13 protein-coding genes and 2 pseudogenes are annotated in these 19360 nt (G+C 58.9%); 7 read left to right on the plus strand and 8 right to left on the minus strand.

The annotated features are described in order from the left end of the window. Positions 1-15 precede the first annotated feature (15 nt). The 4 genes from rsmA to lptD form a co-directional block, all read right to left on the minus strand. A complete protein-coding gene (gene rsmA, locus AU509_RS08000; protein WP_094108419.1) occupies positions 16-834 on the minus strand; it encodes a 16S rRNA (adenine(1518)-N(6)/adenine(1519)-N(6))-dimethyltransferase RsmA in 819 nt (272 codons plus the stop codon). Continuing rightward, positions 827-1828 (minus strand): 4-hydroxythreonine-4-phosphate dehydrogenase PdxA, encoded by a 1002-nt coding sequence (gene pdxA, locus AU509_RS08005; RefSeq protein WP_094118092.1) that lies wholly within the window; start codon positions 1826-1828, stop codon positions 827-829. The genes rsmA and pdxA overlap by 8 nt, the downstream gene beginning before the upstream one ends. Further along, positions 1828-3123 (minus strand): peptidylprolyl isomerase SurA, encoded by a 1296-nt coding sequence (surA, locus tag AU509_RS08010; RefSeq protein WP_085651808.1) that lies wholly within the window; start codon positions 3121-3123, stop codon positions 1828-1830. The genes pdxA and surA overlap by 1 nt, the downstream gene beginning before the upstream one ends. Positions 3124-3223: 100 nt before the next feature. Then, complete coding sequence (gene lptD, locus AU509_RS08015) at positions 3224-5617, minus strand: LPS assembly protein LptD (protein WP_176223465.1); 2394 nt, start codon at positions 5615-5617, stop codon at positions 3224-3226. A gap of 150 nt (positions 5618-5767) precedes the next feature. On the opposite strand from lptD, the gene djlA reads away from it, so the two are divergent. Beyond that, positions 5768-6655, plus strand: coding sequence for a co-chaperone DjlA (gene djlA / locus AU509_RS08020; RefSeq protein WP_094118093.1), 888 nt, complete (start codon positions 5768-5770; stop codon positions 6653-6655). A gap of 67 nt (positions 6656-6722) precedes the next feature. Here djlA and rluA read toward each other — a convergent pair whose 3' ends face one another. From rluA to AU509_RS08040, 3 genes and pseudogenes are all read right to left on the minus strand, one after another. After that, positions 6723-7376, minus strand: coding sequence for a bifunctional tRNA pseudouridine(32) synthase/23S rRNA pseudouridine(746) synthase RluA (gene rluA, locus AU509_RS08025; RefSeq protein WP_094118094.1), 654 nt, complete (start codon positions 7374-7376; stop codon positions 6723-6725). A gap of 68 nt (positions 7377-7444) precedes the next feature. Next, positions 7445-10349 (minus strand): annotated as a pseudogene (rapA, locus tag AU509_RS08030) (RNA polymerase-associated protein RapA). 422 nt (positions 10350-10771) lie between these two features. After that, on the minus strand, positions 10772-13147 hold the full coding sequence (locus AU509_RS08040; protein WP_094118095.1) for a DNA polymerase II: 2376 nt from the start codon (positions 13145-13147) through the stop codon (positions 10772-10774). A 494-nt stretch (positions 13148-13641) separates the two neighbouring features. Between AU509_RS08040 and AU509_RS08045 the strand changes: the two genes are divergently transcribed. The 6 genes and pseudogenes from AU509_RS08045 to AU509_RS08070 all read left to right on the plus strand — a co-directional run bounded on the left by AU509_RS08045 (position 13642) and on the right by AU509_RS08070 (position 19065). Beyond that, positions 13642-14706: an ABC transporter substrate-binding protein gene (locus AU509_RS08045; RefSeq protein WP_409359755.1), complete on the plus strand. Its 1065-nt coding sequence runs from the start codon at positions 13642-13644 to the stop codon at positions 14704-14706. A gap of 27 nt (positions 14707-14733) precedes the next feature. Continuing rightward, positions 14734-15631: pseudogene (locus AU509_RS08050) on the plus strand (branched-chain amino acid ABC transporter permease). Next, positions 15631-16674 (plus strand): branched-chain amino acid ABC transporter permease, encoded by a 1044-nt coding sequence (locus tag AU509_RS08055; protein WP_094118096.1) that lies wholly within the window; start codon positions 15631-15633, stop codon positions 16672-16674. The pseudogene AU509_RS08050 and the gene AU509_RS08055 overlap by 1 nt, the downstream one beginning before the upstream one ends. Next, on the plus strand, positions 16664-17443 hold the full coding sequence (locus AU509_RS08060) for an ABC transporter ATP-binding protein (RefSeq protein WP_094118097.1): 780 nt from the start codon (positions 16664-16666) through the stop codon (positions 17441-17443). The genes AU509_RS08055 and AU509_RS08060 overlap by 11 nt, the downstream gene beginning before the upstream one ends. Continuing rightward, entirely contained in the window at positions 17436-18131 is a 696-nt protein-coding gene (locus AU509_RS08065; protein ID WP_085651818.1) for an ABC transporter ATP-binding protein, read from the plus strand. Before AU509_RS08060 ends, AU509_RS08065 begins: the two co-directional genes overlap by 8 nt. Before the next feature lie 175 nt (positions 18132-18306). Further along, positions 18307-19065, plus strand: a complete 759-nt coding sequence (locus AU509_RS08070) for a DedA family protein (RefSeq protein ID WP_085651819.1) — start codon at positions 18307-18309, stop codon at positions 19063-19065. Here the strand turns inward: AU509_RS08070 and ilvN are convergent, their stop codons facing one another. Beyond that, the gene (ilvN, locus tag AU509_RS08075; protein ID WP_026739090.1) at positions 19066-19359 is read right to left on the minus strand and encodes an acetolactate synthase small subunit; all 294 of its coding nucleotides are present in this window, start codon (positions 19357-19359) and stop codon (positions 19066-19068) included. Position 19360 lies beyond the last annotated feature (1 nt).

Below are 19360 nucleotides of genomic sequence, written 5' to 3' on the forward strand. Positions count from 1 at the left end.
GACGACAACTCCAGTTTATTCCTGCGCCGTAGGATGATTGCTAAGCCAGTTAGCGAGCTTGCAATACTGCTCTACGGTCACGTTTTCCGCGCGATCGTTGGCATTGATGCCCTGTTCCGCCAACTGCTCTTGCGTGAACAGGTTGCCCAAACTGTTGCGCAGCGTTTTACGGCGCTGATTGAAGGCTTCAGTGGTGATCCTGCTCAGCACGCGGGTGTCGACCTGAGGATAAGGCGACGTCGTGTGAGGCACCAGCCGCACGACCGCCGACTCGACTTTCGGCGCAGGTCTGAACGCGGTGGGAGGAACTTCGAGTACCGGGATAACCTGACAGTAGTATTGCGCCATCACGCTCAAACGGCCATAGGCTTTACTGTTCGGCCCTGCCACCAACCGGTTGACTACCTCTTTCTGCAACATAAAGTGCATGTCGCGGATAGCCTGAGTATAGCTGAACAGATGAAACATCAATGGTGTGGAAATATTATACGGCAGGTTGCCAAAGACCCGCAGAGGCTGGCCGATTTGCTGCGCCAACTCGGCGAAGTCCACTTTCATGGCATCCTGCTGAATGATAGTGAGCTTATCTTTCAACGTGGGGTGGACTTCCAGCCGTGCGGCCAGATCGCGGTCCAGCTCGACGACGGTAAAGTGATTCAGTCGTTCTCCCACCGGCGCGGTCAGAGCACCCAGGCCAGGGCCGATTTCCACCAGCGCCTGATCCGGCAGCGGGTGAATGGCAGAGACAATGCTGTCGATCACAAAGTGATCGTGTAAAAAGTTTTGCCCGAAACGCTTACGGGCGAAGTGGCCTTGGTGTACTCGATTATTCATTACGATTAGCAATCATTTTAATAGCAAGAGTTAGGGCGGTGCTGAAGCTGCCGGGATCGGCCTGGCCAGTGGCGGCCAGCTCCAGCGCCGTGCCGTGGTCGACCGAGGTACGGATAAACGGTAGACCCAGCGTGATGTTGACTGCCCGGCCGAAGCCCAGATACTTCAGAACCGGCAATCCCTGGTCGTGATACATCGCCAGCACGGCATCCGCCGGCTGTAAATATTTGGGTTGGAACAAGGTATCTGCCGGCAGCGGGCCGACCAGCTGAATGCCTTTCGCCCGCAGCTCATCAAGCGCCGGAATGATAACGTCCAGCTCTTCCCGACCCATGTGGCCGCCTTCGCCCGCGTGGGGGTTCAGGCCGCACACGTAGATCGACGGGTTCGCAATACCGAACTTGGTCCGCAAATCGTGATCGAGAATGGTGATGACTTCGTGCAGACATTGGCGGTCAACGGCGTCGGCCACGTCTCTCAGCGGCAGATGCGTTGTCGCCAGCGCGACGCGCAGCTCCTCGGTCGCCAGCATCATGACGACCCGTTCGCAATGGCTGCGTTCGGCAAAGAATTCGGTATGCCCGGTGAACGGCACGCCCGCTTCGTTGATGATGCCTTTGTGGACCGGACCGGTGACTAGCGCGGCAAATTCGCCCCGCAGGCAGCCGTCGCAGGCCTGCGTCAGCGTCTCGACGACGTAGCGACTGTTCTCAACGTTTAACTGGCCGGGAACGACGGTCGCCGCAAGTTTGACCGGGAGGACGGTCAGCGTACCGGCCTGTTGAGGTTGCGCGGGCTGAGCAGGAAGATACTCCCGCACCGTCAGCGGGATATTCAGCGTCCGCGCCCGGCTCTCGAGCAGCGCGGGATCGGCGCAGACCACCAGCTCGACCGGCCATGCCTGTTGGGCCAGCGAGACGATCAGATCGGGACCAATCCCGGCGGGGTCGCCGGGCGTGATCACGATGCGTGGAATGCTGAGTTCACTCGACATTAGTTACTTTGTCCATCCATGACTTTAACGTAGGCGGCAGCGCGTTTTTCCTGCATCCAGGTCTGCGCTTCTTCCGCGAATTTACGGTTAAACAGCATACGGTAAGCGCGCTCTTTTTGCGCCGCGTCGGTTTTATCGACCTGACGGGTGTCCATCAGCTGGATCAGATGCCAGCCAAAGGAGGAGTGAACCGGCGGGCTCATTTCGCCTTTATGCAGTTTCAGCAGCGCGTCGCGGAATACCGGATCGTAGACGTCCGGAGAGGACCAACCCAGATCGCCGCCCTGATTGGCGGAACCCGGATCCTGCGACAGCTGACGCGCCTGCGCGGCGAAGCTGGTGCTGCCGCTCTTGATCTGCTGAGCGACGTCCAGCAGTTTGGCGCGGGCCTGATCGTCCGTCATCATGACCGACGGTCTGAGCAGGATGTGGCGGGCGTGCATTTCCGTGACGGATACCGTTTTGTCTTCGCCGCGGATGTCATTGACGCGCAGAATGTGGAAGCCGACGCCGGAACGGATCGGGCCGACGATCTGGCCTTTCTGTGCCTGCACCAGGCTTTCTGCGAACAGCGTTGGCAGTTCTTGCAGTTTGCCCCAGCCCATCTGACCGCCTTTCAACGCCTGTTGATCGGCGGAGTAGGTGATGGCGAGCTTGCCGAAGTCCGCGCCTTGATTCGCCTCTTTCACCAGACGTTTCGCCAGATCTTCAGCCTGATCGACTTCCTGCTGCGTCGGGTTTTCCGACAGCGGCAGCAAGATGTGGCTCAGATTGACTTCGGTATCGCCGGTATTCTGATTGGAAACCTGCTTGGCCAGCGCATCGACTTCCTGCGGGAGGATGGTGATGCGACGACGCACTTCGTTATTGCGCACTTCGGCGATGGTCATGTCTTTGCGGATCTGACTGCGGTAGGTGTCGTAGCTGATGCCTTCCTGCGCCAGTCGGCCGCGCATCTGAGCGACCGTCATGCGGTTCTGCGCCGCGATGCCGCTGATGGCGCGATCCAGCTGCTCATCGGTGATCTGAACGCCCATCTTTTGGGCCATTTGCAGCACGATGCTGTCGACGATCAGGCGATCGAGGATCTGATGGCGCAGGGTGGCGTCATCGGGCAATTGCTGACCGGCGCCCTGTGCGTTCAGCTTGACCGATTGCAGTAATCCATTGACATCACTTTCCAGCACGACGCCGTTATCCACCACCGCGGCGACTTTATCAACGACCTGCGGCGCGGCAAACGCTGTCGAGACGCTCAGCGTCAGTCCCAGAATCAGTGCTTTCCAGTTGTTCATACCTTTCCCATTAAATGTCATCCGCCCGAAGGCGGGTTAAATGTTGATTTGCTACCGGTATTAGACGCTTATTGCGGCCAGAGTTCCCGGCGGTACACCATTAGAAAGAGCGTTGGTACGGCAAAATACCGTTAGCGAGCATTTTGTCCGTGCCCAAACTGTAGTTACTGCTCAGACCGCGCAGTTCAAACGACACGCCCACTTTGTTGTCGTAGACGCTGCTGTTGGAGGCAGTGTTCCAGGTGGTGATCTTTCTTTCGTAGCCGACATTCACCGCCCAGCAACAGGTGGAATACTGCAGACCAATCAGCTGATCGGCCGGCTGGTTCATCTTGGTGTCGTAGTAGTACGCGCCGACGACGGCCCAGCGCTCGGACAGCGGCCAGCTGCCGGTCATCCCCACCTGAGAGATCCCCTGCTGGTAGGCCGGAAGGGCGCTGCTGCTGTTTAGCATGGACTGGATGTACTCCGCGCTGGCGTAGCGGTAGTTCAACTGCAGCATCCGTTCGCCGCCGCCGCGGTATTCCAGCACGGCGTCGCCGACCGTGAAGTTATCCACGCGCGCGTCGTACTGCGCGCCGCCGCGGATGGCCCAGCTATCGGCGATCTTCCAGTAGGTATCGCCGGCCCAGGTCAGGCTGCCGTTGTGGTAGTTGTTGTCGAGCGACGAGTCGGTGTTGCCGGTACGCGGACGCTCGAAGTAGTAAATCTGACCGAGGGAGGCGTTGAAGCGTTCCACCAGCGCGTCGTCGTACAGGCGGGTAGTGACCCCGCTCGCCACCTGGTTAGCGGAGGCGATACGGTCCAGGCCGCCATAGGTGCGGTCGCGGAACAAACCGGCATAGTCGCTCTGCAGCAGAGTCGAGTCATAGCTCTTTATGCGGCTTTGGTCGCGGTACGGCACGTAGAGGTACATCGCCCGCGGTTCCAGCGTCTGGGTGTAGCCCTTCGCCCAATCCATATCCCGTTCAAAGACCAGCTTTCCGTCCATTTTGTACTGCGGCAATACTCGGTTGACCGAGTCATCCAGTTGGTTGTTCGGGTTAGCGCTGTTGTAGTTGGACAGGTTGGTCTGCTGATAGTGGGTCGCCATCAGTTTGGCTTCGGTATTCAGGCTCGCCCAGCCGTTGGACAGCGGCAGATTAAAGGTCGGCTCGGCGTGCAGGCGGGTCGCCGTCGGCATATCCGGGTTGACGTTGGTAAATTTCACCGCCTGCCCGTACAGGTGCATGTCGATTGGACCGATATCGTTGCGGTAGTAATTCATGTCGAGCTGCGGCTGCGCGCGGTAGACATCCGGGGTTCTGCTGAATATCTGATAGCTGCGCGTCGACAGCGTGGCGTCGAAGTTGCGGTCGGCGTAGGCAGCGCTGAACTTCTGGGTCGCGTAGCCATCGGTGGTAGAGCCGTATTTGGACTCTAAATCCGTGAAATAGTACGGGTCGCTGACCTTGGTGTAGTCGACGTTGAAACGCCAAACCTGATTGAATACACCACTGTGTTGCCAGTACGTCAGCCAGCGGGTGGTGTTGCTGTCTGCCTCATAGGTGCCCGCTTTGATCTGTTTGTCGTACTGTTTATCGTTCGGCAGCCAGTCCAGCTCGAACACACCGGCGCCTGCGCGGGTCAGGTAACGAAATTCGTTTTCCCATTGCAGTCCACGCTTGGTTTGCAGGTGTGGCGTAATGGTGGCGTCGAAGTTTGGAGCGATGTTCCAGTAGTACGGCGTAATCAGCTCAAAGCCGTTGTTTTTGCCATACTTGGCGTTCGGGATCAGAAAACCGGAGCGGCGGCGGTCGCCTACGGGGAGCTGAAGATACGGGCTGTAAAAAATCGGGACGCCGGCGATGCGGAATCGCGCGTTCCAAATTTCGGCCACTTCTTCTTGCCGGTCATGGATGACTTCTGAACCCACGACGCTCCAGCTGTCATCACCCGGCAGGCAGGACGTGAAGGTGCCGTTTTCCAGAATGGTGTAACGGTTGTCGTCGCGCAGCTTCATCTTGTTGGCATCGCCGCGGCCTTGACGTCCGACCATCTGGTAGTCGCCTTCGTAGACGTCGGTGTCTTTGGTGTTCAGGTTAGACCAGGCTTTAGGCCCTTTCAGGATCACCTGGTTGTCATCGTAATGAACATCGCCAGTGGCGGTTACCGTGCGGGTCGGGTCAGTTTTACCCGCCTGCTGTAACTGATTCAGCTCGACTTCCTTCGCGGTCATGACCCGATTGCCTTGCTCAATATTCACATTGCCTGTGAATACGGCGTTATCGGGGTAGTTCGCCTGGGAGTGATCTGCCTGAATGTGAACGGGCAACTGGCCGGTATCGCCGGTCACCAGCGGACGATTATACGTCGGTACGCCGAGCATACACTGAGAGGCGAGGTCCGCCATGGCTTGCTGGCTGTAGAGCGCTGACCACACTAACGAGGCCAGCAGAGTTGGGAAACTTTTTTTCATACGCGGTATCAGGTGTTCCGTCATCAAGGGCATCATGCCGGCAAACCGTCAGAGACTATATCACGCGCTGGCGCAGTGCCAGTGCTAAATCCCCGCCGTTTTCTACGCGCTGCCGTTAGGAGCAAAGATAAATGACGGGTATGATAAAGCAATTTTTAGCCGACGGCATGAGGATTTGAGGAGTATATGCGCTATTGGGGAAAGTTGCTGGGGCTAGCGATGGGCGCAGCGTCCAGCGGTGGCGTCAGTGCAGTGATTATCGGGCTGTTGGTGGGTCATTTATTTGACAAAGCCCGTTCGTCGCGTCGACGCACGGCTTTTTCCGCACACTCCTCTCGGCAGGCCTTGTTTTACATCACCACGTTTCAGGCGATGGGCCATCTCACCAAATCGAAAGGCCGGGTGACGGAGGCGGATATTGTCGCCGCGACCCACGTTATGGACCGGCTGGAGTTGCGTGGCGAAGCGCGCAACGCGGCTCAACAGGCATTCCGCGAAGGCAAGTCTCGTCAGTTCCCAGTGCGCGGCAAGCTGCGGAAACTGCGCGATGTCTGCATTGGCCGTTTTGATATGGTTCGCCTGTTTTTGGAAATTCAACTGCAGGTCGCCTTCATCGACGGCGCGCTGCATCCCAACGAGCGTCGGCTGCTGTATGTTTTCGCCGATGAGCTGGGCGTGACGCGGGCGCAATTCGAGCTTTTCCTGCGCACGATGGAACGCACGACGCAACAATCACATGCGCAGTCTCGGCACGGCACGGGGGGTTGGTCCCAGCAGGGCGGTAATGCGCATCAGCGTCGGGGGCAGTCATACGATGGACGCTCTCAGTATCAGCGGCCGCCGACATATCCGCGTGGGCCGACCGTGGAGAGCGCCTGCCGGACACTGGGGGTACGTTCCCATGATGATGCGGCGACGGTGAAGCGGGCTTATCGCAAGCTGATGAGCGAACATCATCCGGACAAGGTGGTGGGGAAGGGGCTGTCGCCTCGGATGATCGAACTGTCGAAGCGCAAAGCGCAGGACATTCAGGCGGCCTACGAATTCCTCAAGGTTCACAAGTTTACGCGTTAACGTTTCCTCGCCCCTCGTCTTCGTCGACGCCCTCTCTCCTGTTGCTACTCACACTTCGAACACTTCGTCAAAAATCCGGTTCGCAGCGAAAATGCATCGGCTCATGCGATGCCGGATGAGTGATAAACAGCTCCTGCGCGTGCAATTGCAAACGCGATGCCATCGCCCGTGCGGCGGGCGGTGCGTAGAAACCATCCCCCAGAATCGGGTGTTCGATAGCCAGCATGTGCACCCTCAGCTGATGGGAGCGGCCGGTGATCGGCATCAGTTTCACCCGGGTCGTGCCGTCGTCGTCGCGAGACAGCACCTCCCACAGGGTCTGCGCAGACTTGCCCTCGGTGAAGCAGACTTTTTGCTTGGGGCGGTTGGGCCAGTCGCAAATCAGCGGTAAATCGACCATCCCCTCGTCCTGCGCCATATGCCCCCAAACTCGGGCGATGTAGCTCTTTTTCGGCTCTCGTTCGCGGAACTGGCGTTTGAGCTCACGCTCGGCCGCTTTGGTCAGGGCAACGGCAATGACCCCGCTGGTCGCCATATCCAGGCGATGAACGGATTCAGCCGACGGATGTTCCGCCTGAATCCGACTCATGATGCTATCGCGATTTTCCGGCGCGCGGCCGGGAACGGACAGCAGGCCGCTGGGTTTGTTGACCACCATCAGATGGTCATCCTGATACAGCACCTGTAACCAGGGTTCTTGCGGCGGGTTATAGGGTTCCATGACTGGCTCCGAGCGGGCGGCAAGGGGGAACCCCTGCCGCGTGAGTGATAAGCGCCATCATGCCGCTGTTATTGGTGTGAAACCACGACCAGACGGATGGCGTCCAGACGCCAGTTTGCCTGTTCGAGATTCAGCAGCACCTGTTCCCGCTGGGTTTCCAGCGCCTGTAGCTCATCTTCGCGGATGTTGGGGTTGACCGCTTTGAGCGCCGTGAGGCGTTCCAGCTCGTGCCGCAGCGCTTTATCGGCGAACTGGGTGGCCGTCGCAATCACCTTCCGGGCCTGTTCGGCGACCAGCGGCTCCGCTTTTTGCAGCATGTCATGCACGTCAGGTTGGACGGCGTTCACCAGTTTGCTGGCGGTGTGGCGGTTGACCGCGGCCAGCTGGCGGTTGAAGCTTTCGAACTCCACCTGCGCGGCCAGATCGGTGCCTTTGCGATCCAGCAGGATGCGTACCGGCGTCGGCGGCAGGAAACGGGTGAGCTGCAGTTTTTTCGGCGCCTGCGCCTCTACCACATACACCAGTTCCGCCAGCAGCGTGCCGACCGGCAGCGCTTTGTTTTTCAGCAGCGATACGGCGCAGCTGCCGGTATCGCCGGACAGGATCAGATCCAGTCCGTTACGGATGAGCGGGTGCTCCCAACTGATGAACTGCGCATCCTCGCGGGACAACGCCTGCTCGCGATCAAAGGTGATCGTACAGCCGTCCTGAGACAAACCGGGGAAGTCCGGCACCAGCATATGTTCCGACGGACGCAATACGATCAGGTTGTCGCTGCGATCTTCCTGATGGATGCCGATGATGTCGAACAGGTTGAGCGCAAAGTTGACCAGCGTGACGTCGTCGTCCTGCGCGGCGATATCGGTGGACAGCTTTTTCGCCTGTTCGCCGCCGTTGGAATGCATTTCCAGCAGGCGGTCGCGACCCTGTTCCAACTGGGCTTTCAGCGCATCGTGCTGTTCACGGCATTCGCGAATAAAGTCGTCGACGCCGTCCTGCTCTTCCGGATGAGCGAGCAGACCGATCAGACGATCGTAATGGCTGTCGTAAATCGAGCGGCCGGTCGGGCAGGTATGTTCGAATGCGTCCAGACCTTCGTGATACCAACGGACCAGCAGCGCCTGCGCGGTCTGTTCCAAATAAGGCACCAGAATCTGGATGTCATTCTCCTGACCGATACGATCCAGACGCCCGATGCGCTGCTCCAGCAGGTCAGGGTTGAACGGCAGGTCAAACATCACCAGATGGCTGGCGAACTGGAAGTTGCGGCCTTCGGAGCCGATTTCGGAGCAGATCAGCACCTGAGCGCCTTCCTCTTCCGAGGCAAAGTAGGCGGCGGCGCGGTCGCGTTCCAGAATCGACAAACCTTCATGGAATACCGCGGCGCGGATGGCTTCCCGCGTGCGCAGCGCCTGTTCCAACTGCAGCGCCGAGGCGGCTTTGGCGCAGATCACCAGCACCTTCTCATCGCGATGGCTGGTCAGGTAGTCGAGCAGCCACTCTACGCGCGGATCGAAGCTCCACCAAGTGGCGTTTTCATCTTCGAACTGCTGATAAATTTGCTCGGGATACAGCATGTCCTGAGCGCGCTTCTCGGAGGTTTTGGCGCCGGACATGATGCCGGAAACCTTGATCGCCGTCTGATACTGAGAAGGCAGCGGCAGCGGGATGGTCTGTAGCTGACGTTCCGGGAAGCCCTGCACGCCCTGACGGGTGTTACGGAACAGCACGCGGCTGGTGCCGTGGCGGTCCATCAGCAGGGTGATGAGTTCTTCGCGTGCTGAACGCGCTGCATCCTCGTCCGAGGCGTTGATGGCTTGCAGCAGCTCGCTGATGTCCTGTCCGCCCAGCAGCGACGTCAGCGCCTGAAGATCCTCCGGGCTGGCCTCGTCGCCGGTCAGCAGCTGGGTCACCGCATCGGCCACCGGCTGATAGCGCTGCTGCTCGGCCACAAATTCGGCGTAGTCGTGGAAGCGGTTCGGATCCAACAGACGCAGGCGGGCGAAGTGACTTTCCTGACCCAGCTGTTCCGGGGTCGCGGTCAACAGCAGCACCGCCGGGGTGACACTCGCCAGTCGCTCGATAGCCTGATACTGCGGGCTCGGCTCGGCTTCGCTCCAGGTGAGGTGATGCGCTTCGTCGACCACCAGCAGATCCCAGTTGGCGTTGGCCAGCTGTTCAAAACGTTTCGGGTTGCGCTGGACAAAACTCAGCGAACAGATAATCAGCTGTTCGGTTTCGAACGGGTTGCTGCTATCCAGCAGTGCTTCGGCGTAGCGTTCGTCGTCGAACAGTGAGAACAGCAGGTTGAAGCGGCGCAGCATTTCCACCAGCACTGGTGCTGCAAGGTTTCCGGCACCACGATCAGCACGCGCTCGGCACGGCCTGACAGCAGCTGTTGATGGATGATCATCCGGCTTCGATGGTTTTTCCCAGACCCACTTCATCCGCCAGCAGAACGCGCGGCGCGTGGCGCTGGCCGACTTCGTGCGCGACATACAGCTGGTGGGGGATCAGGCTGGCGCGCATCCCGCGCAAACCGTTCCACGGCTGCAGGGCCTGAGCGTGCAGGTGCTGACGGGCGCGATAGCGCAGAGCAAAGCGATCCATCCGGTCAAGCTGGCCGGCGAACAGGCGATCCTGCGGCTTATTGAAAGTCAGTTTGCTGTCCAGAAACACTTCGCGCAGCAGGGCGGGCGTTTCATCGTCGAGCCGCAGGCCGATATACGTGCGCAGACCGTTTTCGTCGATGACTTCGTCGACCTGCATCTGCCAACCCTCATGGCTGGTGACGGTATCGCCCGGATTGAACATGACCCGGGTGATGGGGGCATCATTGCGGGAATAGAGGCGATTCTCGCCGCTGGCTGGGAACAGCAGGGTAACCATTCTGGCATCAACCGCCACTACCGTTCCCAATCCTAATTCGCTTTCTGTGTCGCTGATCCAGCGCTGACCAAGTGTAAAAGGCATATGTGCTTAGCTCGATACTCGTCGTTGTCGAAAATTGTCTGAATGACAGTCATTGTCGGCCGCCCTGCCGGGAAAAAGGCGTAAATGCCGCATTGCCCGTCGTGGTATGGCAGGCGCCCGGTCGGCATGACCCATGTTGTTATGTGTGAGTTAGCGATGTCCTGCCGTCATTTGCGAGCGCGCTGACGGCCTGTCGGCGCGATAGGCGAAAGTCGCCCCGCTACGTGTGCGCCGCTCGCGCATTCGATGACGTTGGCCTGAAAGGCCTGCGCCAGGCGCCGTCCTGCGCGGATACGGCCCGAATCTGAATGCATGGGCTGACGACAGCGCAAGGTCTTATCGAAAATACCGCCGGATTCGGAAAGGGCGTTATGGTACTGGATGGACGCGCGTTCGTCACCTGCCAAACCGCCGTCGGTGCATCAAAACAGCCCCATTTGTCCGGTGACCAGCATCGTGAAATCGTCGTGCAGGAAGGGCAGAATCCCATCCGCCACCGGTTGCAGCTGTTTCTCGACGTAGTGTGGGTAATCCAGCGGCGAATGGCGGGTTTCCAGCGGTTCAGGCCCGTTGACGGTCATGACATAGCTGATCCAGCCGCCGTTTTGATACTGGAGCGGACGCCCGTGCTCACGGTTGTACTCGTCGGCCATTCGGGCGGCCCGCACCTGCGGCGGAACATTGCGCTGGTATTCGCTGAGTTTGTGGCGTAGCCGCTTGCGGTAGACCAACTGGTCATCCCACTCGCCGTTCTGCGTTTTGCGCACATACTCGCGCACCCACTCCTGATAGTCCTCACGACGGAAAATCCGCGCGTAGAGCTGCTGCTGGAACTGCTGCGCGAGAGGCGTCCAGTCGCTGCGCACGGTCTCCAGCCCTTTGAACACCAGTTGCGGCTCGCCGCTGGCGTTCAACGTAAGTCCGGCATAGCGTTTTTTACTGCCCTGTTCCGCGCCGCGAATCGTGGGCATCAGGAAACGCTGATAATGGGTTTCGTACTCCAACTCCAGTGCGCATTCCAGGCCCTGAGTCTGCGCCAGATGTTCGCGCCACCATGCGTTTACATACTGCACCAGTTCCCGGCCGATGGCGTCCGCTTCCCGATCGTTGTGAGCGTGATTGAGCCAGACGAAGGTCGAGTCGGTATCGCCGTAGATCACCTGATAGCCGCGCGCTTCAATCAGCGCCTGCGTTTGCTGCATGATGTCATGCCCGCGCAGGGTGATGGAGGAGGCCAGTCGGGGATCGAAGAAGCGGCAGCCGCTTGAGCCCAGTACGCCGTAGAAGGCATTCATGATGATTTTCAGCGCCTGCGACAACGGCTTGTTGCCGCTGCGTTTCGCCGCCTCGCGCTCCTGCCAGATGCTGTCGACAATCGCGGGCAGACAGTGCTGCTCGCGGGAAAACCATGCACCACGGTAGCCCTCAACCGCATGCTGTTCGTCCGGGTGCCGCATCCCGACGGTCAGTCCGACGGGGTCGATCAGAAAGGTGCGAATGATGGAGGGGTACAGGCTTTTATAATCCAGTACCAGCACGGAGTCGTACAAGCCCGGACGGGAGTTCATGACGAAGCCGCCGGGACTGGCTTCCGGCGGGATCTCGCCAAGGTTGGGGGCAACGAAGCCTGCCCGGTGCATCCGGGGCAGATAGAGATGGGTGAACGCCGCCACGGAGCCGCCGCTGCGGTCTGCCGCCAGACCGGTGAGGCTGGCGCGTTCCAGCAGGAACGGCAGCAGTTCGGTCTTGTCGAAGATGCGCGTGACCAGCTCGCAGTCTTTCAGGTTGTAGTGGGCGAGGGCGGGTTTGTCTTCGGCGAAGCGGCGGTCAATCTCATCCATCCGCTGGTAGGGGTTATCCATCGCCTTGCCCTCGCCCAGCAGCGTCTGCGAGACAAACTCCAGGCTGAAGGAGGCGAAGTTCCAGGTGGCGGACTTGAGCGCTTCAATACCGTCGACAATCAGTCGTCCGGGCGCGCTGGCGAAAAAGTGCCCCTGTTTGTAGCCATGTTCCCGCCACTCTAGCTCCGCCTGCTGACGGCCCAGCCGCAGCGGAATGCCGTAGCGTTCGGCGTGTTTTTGCAACACCCGCAGGTCGAACTGCACCAGATTCCAGCCGACGATCAGATCGGGATCGTACTGCTGGATCCAGTGGTTGAGCTGCTCTAGCAGCTGGGGGCGGCTGGTCGCATACGTCAGCGTGAGGTCGCCCGCGTCAGCCGGGTTGCCGTTGGGCGGACCCAGCATAAACACCTGCCGCTGGCCGCAGCCTTCAAGACCGATGCAGTACAGCTCGCCGTGGCGGTTAGTTTCGATATCCAGCGACACCATGCGCAGCGGCGGACGATAGTGCGGTTCGGGTTTCATTCTGGCATTGATGAGACGTCCTTCCGGCCCGGCGTCGCCATCGAACCAGACCGGCGCCGTAATGAAGCGCTCCATCAGAAAGCGCTCTGGCGGGCGAATGTCCGCTTCATAAACCGGTATGCCGACGTCTTGCAGCCGTTTCTCGATACGCTGTAACTGGCGGTATTGCGGGCAGTAGAGGCCGAGTAGATCTTCGTGGTGAAAACTTTTCATTCCCAGCGGGCGCAGTTCGGCCTTTCTCTCGCCGTTCAGCGCGGCGCGGACGTCCGCTTCATGACGGGCCGGAACAAAAGCCACGGCCTGTTGCAGAGGAAGACGCACCCGCTGCGGGCCGTCGTCGGTGGCGAGCCAGAACTCGACCTGAATGCCGGCCGGCGTATCTTGCCAATGACGGGTGAGCACAAAGCCCTGACGCGGGGAGGAAGCAGTCATAACCTCAGGCCGTATGAAGAAGAAAGTCGTCATTAAGTGTGGTTATTCATACAGTGGTTGTCCAGCCTTTTTCGCCTGCCACCTGGTGAGGCAATGCTGACAATCGCGGTGCGCCCGGCGTCCGAATGATTGATTTGTCTTATGAAAGCCGGGGCAATATTCGCACCATGCGAAAGCAGCGCGGGGTCCTTGTGGTGCAACTGATGCCTGTCGCCGCCGTTTAAGGCAATCACTTCCGGTTATGTCTGATTTATTAATTGATTAATAACGTGTTTATCCGGCCCGGCTTATTGGCATGGTAATTGCTGATTTTTCCATTGTGGTGCGGGTTGTGCCCGTGCGCATTTTTGCTGGCTATAGTCCTATACACAGCTTCATTTCACGATGGGAACGTAAACCACTATTCATTGACGAGGCGGAACATGAAGAGAAGAGTTTTCAAAACAACGATAGCGGCAGTCTGTGTGTCCTCTGCGCTGGCGGCCGCGAATGTCATGGCGGACGAAGTCAAAATCGGTGTTGTGCTGCCCTTGAGCGGCGCGTTGAGCGGTTATGGCCAGCCTTCTCAGAAAGGGGTGGATCTGATTAATGCCATGGAGCCGAAGCTGGCGAACGGCGACACCGTCAAGCTGATTATCATCGATGACAAGAGCGACAAGGTGGAAGCCGCCAACGCCATGCAGCGTTTAGTCTCCAGCGACAAAGTGGATGCGGTGATTGGCGAGGTGACGTCGACCAATACGCTGGCGATGACCAAGATGGCGGAAGACACCAAAACGCCGCTGATCTCTCCGACAGCGACCAACGACCGCGTCACCCGTAATCGCGAGTACGTCAGCCGGGTGTGCTTCTCCGATAGCTTCCAAGGGGTGGTCGGCGCCAACCTGGCCAGCCGCGATCTGAAGGCCAAGAAAGCGGCCATCATGTTCGACAGCAGCAACGACTACTCGGTCGGTCTGGCGCGCGCTTTCCGCAATCAGTTTGTGAAAAACGGCGGCACTATCGCTGTCGAAGTGCAGGCGCCGGGCGGCAGCAAAGATTTCAAAGCGCAGCTCTCGACGGTGAAATCGCACAACGTCGATATGATCTACATGCCGATTTACTACACCGAAGGCGCGCTGATTGCGGTACAGGCCAAGCAGCTGGGGCTGAAAGTGCCGGTGGTGGGCGGCGATGGTCTGGCGGCCGATCCGATCTTCTTCAAACTCGGTCAGGATGCGGTGGAAGGTTACATGACCACCGACTACTACTCGCCGAATGCGAAAGAGCAGACGCCGGACGGCGAGAAGTTCATTCAGGCGTGGACCGCCAAATATAAAGAACCGACCCATACCTGGGGCGCGATGACGGCAGACGCCTACAAGATGATTATTGCGGCGATGAATAAGTGTAGCGACCCGCACGACCGCGTCTGTGTGAACAAAAACCTGCGTGCGACCACCAACTTTACCGGCATTACAGGGACGCTGACCCTGAAAGGCGGCGATGCGATCCGTCCTGCGGTCATCAACGAAGTCAAGAACGGGCAGCTGGCGTTTAAAACGGTGGTCAATCCTTAATCGGCGGGATGTAGTAAGGAGCGCACAATGGATTTTGCCGTTTTTTTACAGCAGGTGGTCAATGGCATGAGCTTGGCAGTATGTATGCGCTGATCGCGATTGGTTACACCATGGTGTATGGCGTACTACGGCTGATTAACTTCGCCCATGCGGATATCATGATGGTCGGCGCCTTTCTGGCGCTGATCGCCTTTACCTCCTTCGGGCTGCCTTTCGGGGCAGCGATTCTATTTTCGGTGCTGGTCTCGGCCCTGCTTGGGGTCGCCATCGATCGCATCGCCTATCGCCCGCTGCGGCAGGCGTCCAAAATTTCCATGCTGATCACCGCCATCGGCGTCAGCTTCTTTCTGGAGAACCTCTTCAACGTCGTGTTCGGCGGTAGCCCGCGTTTCTTTGAATCGCCGCCGTTTTTCAACAAAACCGTGACGATCGGCCACATCGTGATCACGCAGGTAGCGTGGATGGTGCCGCTGATCACCCTGGTGCTGCTGGCGATCATTCTGTTCATTCTGTACCGCACCCGACAAGGGATGGCGATCCGCGCGGTGGCGTTCGACGTCAATACCGTGCGCCTGATGGGGATTGATGCCAACCACATCATTTCGCTGGTGTTTGCGCTGGGGAGCGCGCTGGCGTCGCTGGGTGGGGTGTTCTATGCCATCAGCTACCCGACTATCGATCCGCTAATGGGGGTCTTGATCGGCCTGAAAGCTTTCGCCGCGGCGGTATTGGGCGGAATTGGCAGCGTGACCGGGGCGGTCATCGGCGGCTTTATTCTGGCTTTACCGAAGTGGTGGCGGTCGCCGTTTTCCCGGAATTGGGCGGGTACAAAGATGCTTTCGCCTTCATGTTTCTTATTTTGGTGCTGCTGTTCAGACCGGTGGGCATCATGGGTGATGAACGACTGGAAAGGAGCCGCTTCTGATGAGAATGCCGCAGACCTCCTCTTCGCTGCTGTTGTGCTATATCGTCCTGTTCGCGCTGGCTTTTTTAGGGCTTTTTACCCTGCAAAACGCGTTCAATGATTATGTGCTTCGCATTATCTGCAACATCTTTATCTTCATGATCCTGGCGGTCAGCTACAACCTGATCAACGGGGTCACCGGCCAGCTGTCGTTGGAGCCGAACGGTTTTGTTGCCATCGGCGCTTACGTCACGGCGCTATTGTTGCTGACCGCAGACAACAAAACGGACATGTTCGAAATGGCGTCGCCCAGTCCGTTCATTCTGGCCCTGCACACGACGTTTCTGCCTGCGCTGGTCATCAGCGGCATCTGCGCCGCGGTGGTGGCCGTCTGTCTGTCGTTCCCGGTCTTTCGCGTACGGGGCGATTATCTGGCGATCGTCACACTGGGCTTTGGTTTCATTATCAAGATCCTGGCGATCAACAACCCGCAAATCACCAATGGCGCTATCGGACTGAATGAGATCCCGCAGGCGGATCATATTCTGTACTGGTGCGGGTTCATTGCGATCGTCGCCGTGCTGTTCGTCCTGCAGCTGGTCTACTCCAAGTATGGAAGGGCGATGAAGGCGGTGCGCGATGACGAAGATGCCGCGATTGCGATGGGCATCAATACCTTCCGCATCAAAACCTGCGCCTTTGCGACCAGCGCCTTTTTCGAAGGTATCGGCGGCGGCCTGTTGGCCTCGCTGCTCACCATCATCTCCCCGGATCTGTTCGACTTTATGCTGACCTTCCAGCTGTTGATCATCATCGTGCTGGGCGGATTGGGCAGCACCACCGGCGCGATCCTGGGGACGATCGTCGTGGTGGGGAGCGGCGAGTGGCTGCGCTTCCTAGATCAGCCGCTGACGCTGTTCGGTCAGGATCTGGGATCGCATCCCGGCCTGCGTATGGTGGTGTTCTCGCTGGTGCTGTTGATCATCATGCTGTTCGCACGCGAAGGGCTGCTGGGCAAACGGGAAATTTGGGAAATACGCGGGAGGCGTCAGAATGGCAAATGAGGCACTACTTCGCGTTGCGGACGTCACCATGCAATTTGGCGGACTGCGCGCCATTGACGGCGTTAGCTTTCACATTGCGCCTGCGGAGATCTTCGGTTTGATCGGACCGAACGGCGCGGGCAAAACCACGCTGTTCAACGTGATTACGGCCAACTACAAGCCAACCGGCGGCACGGTGGAACTGGAGTCTCAGGCGCTGACCGGGCTGAAACCGAATCAGGTGGTGAACCGGGGGATCGCCAGAACGTTCCAGAACATCCGGTTGTTCCCGTCCATGACGGTGCTCGACAACGTGTTGATCGGACTCGATCGCTTTATTCATTACTCTTTCCTCGAAGCCGCCCTGCGCTGTGGGCGTTTCTTCACGGCGGAGAAGCGTGCGCGGGAAAAGGCGATGCAGCTGCTGGACTATATCGGCATCGCCGAACACGCCCATTCGCTGGCGACCAACCTGAGTTACGGCAATCAGCGTAAGGTGGAAATTGCGCGGGCGCTGGCGACGTCGCCCAAGCTGCTGTTGCTTGACGAGCCTGCCGCAGGGATGAACCCCCGCGAGACGGCGGAACTGGCGCAGCTGATTTTCAAAATGCGAAAGGATTTTGGACTGACGGTGTTGTTGATTGAACATGATATGTCGTTTGTGAACTCCCTGTGCGAGCGGGTGATGGTGCTGGACTACGGCAAGGCGTTGTTTAGCGGCACGCCGAACGAAGCCATCAACCATCCTGACGTCATCGCCGCGTATCTGGGGGACATCGATTATGCTTAAAGCGACCGATCTACGGGTTTTTTACGGTCTGATTCAGGGACTGAAAGGGATCGATATCGAGGTCAACAACAGCGAGATTGTGACGTTGATTGGCAGTAACGGCGCCGGGAAAACGTCGACGCTGAATGGCATCATCAATCTGGTGAAATCCACCGGCGCGGTCAATTTTCTCAACGAAGATATTTCCCACCGTCAGACGCATCAGATCGTGCGTCAGGGGCTGGCGTTGGTGCCGGAAGGGCGCAAGGTGTTCACCAACCTGACCATCGAAGAAAATCTGCGGATGGGGGCGTACAACAACCCGGTGAGGTTCAGCTATCTGCGCGACAAGATGTATGCGATGTTTCCCCGTCTGAAAGAACGGCGTGCGCAGCTGGCGGGCACGATGAGCGGCGGGGAACAGCAGATGCTGGCGATTGCCCGGGCGCTGATGAGTGAACCGGCGTTGCTGATGCTGGACGAGCCGAGTCTGGGCCTTGCGCCGAAGGTGGTGGGCGAGCTGTTCAACATCATTCGTCAACTGCGCGAGGAGAAGATTACGATCCTGCTGGTTGAGCAGAATGCGACCGCAGCGCTGAAAATCGCCGACCGGGCCTACGTGCTGGAAAACGGTAAGATCGTCCTGCATGGACCCGCACAGGAAGTGCTGGCGAATCCCGAGGTGAAGACCCTGTATCTCGGCGGTTGACGTAGTGCGGCGGCGTTGCCGTCGCCTGCTGCATCCGCAGGAATTGGTCTTTGCAATGTTTATATGGGGGGCGATCGCCAGGCCGTCGTGCCGTCGGCGAGGGAAGCGCTGTCGTCCGGCGGTTTTCTGCTATTATCCCGAAGTCCTGATTTTTAGCGCAGATAAGTAGGGATTTATGCAAGCCTGGCTTGAGCACTTGGTTACTCAATCGTTGGCCTATTCACTGCTGGCCGTTTTGCTGGTGGCTTTTCTTGAGTCGCTGGCGTTGGTGGGGCTGCTGCTACCGGGCACCTTAATGATGGCGTCGCTGGGCACTTTGATCGGCAGCGGACACCTGGGACTTTATCCGGCCTGGGGGGTTGGCATTATCGGCTGCCTGCTGGGGGACTGGATTTCCTATTACATCGGCTGGCGCTTCAAAGACCGGCTGCACGGTTGGTCATTTGTCCAGAAACACAGCGCCTATCTCTATCGCATCGAAAAAATGCTGCATCAGCACCATCTCGCGACCATTCTGGTCGGGCGCTTTATCGGTCCGACCCGGCCGCTCATCCCGATGGTCGCCGGTATGCTGGAACTGCCGCCGAAGCGATTTGCGTTACCCAATATCATCGGCTGCCTGACCTGGCCGCCGGTATATCTGATGCCGGGTATTTTGGCGGGGGTGGCGATCGATATCCCCGCGGCGGCGGACAGCGGCAGCTTCCGCTGGCTGTTGCTGACCGCTGCGGTGCTGACCTGGTCCGCCGGATGGTTGCTGTGGCGTGCATGGCGGACACGCCGAGCACCGTCGGAGGGATGGCTGACGCCAGCGCGGTTACGCTGGCTGGCGCCGACAGCGACGATCGTGGCGGCGATCAGTCTGGTGCTGCTGTGGCGGCACCCGCTGATGTCGGTTTACCTGCACCTGCTGTTGCAGATCTTCTACGGCTGATCAGCGGTAGAACTCCGCCACCTGCTCGAAAATGCGGGTGTCGTCGCCGTGGCGGCGCACCTGCAACACATCTTCCAGCTTTTCCACCTGACTGATCATCTGTGCCAGACGGTCGTCGTCGTTCACCAGCAGCCAGATGCGGCTTTGTTCACCGCCAGGCAGCGGCATACACATGATGCCTTCCACGTTGAACGCCCGGCGCGCGAACAGGCCGCAGACATGCGACATGACGCCGGGATGGTTGCGGACGGACAGCTCAAGCGTGACCTGGGTTGAAGAGGATGCGGTCTGCATA

This window comes from Lonsdalea britannica, from assembly GCF_002111595.1.
Lineage (GTDB): Bacteria > Pseudomonadota > Gammaproteobacteria > Enterobacterales > Enterobacteriaceae > Lonsdalea > Lonsdalea britannica.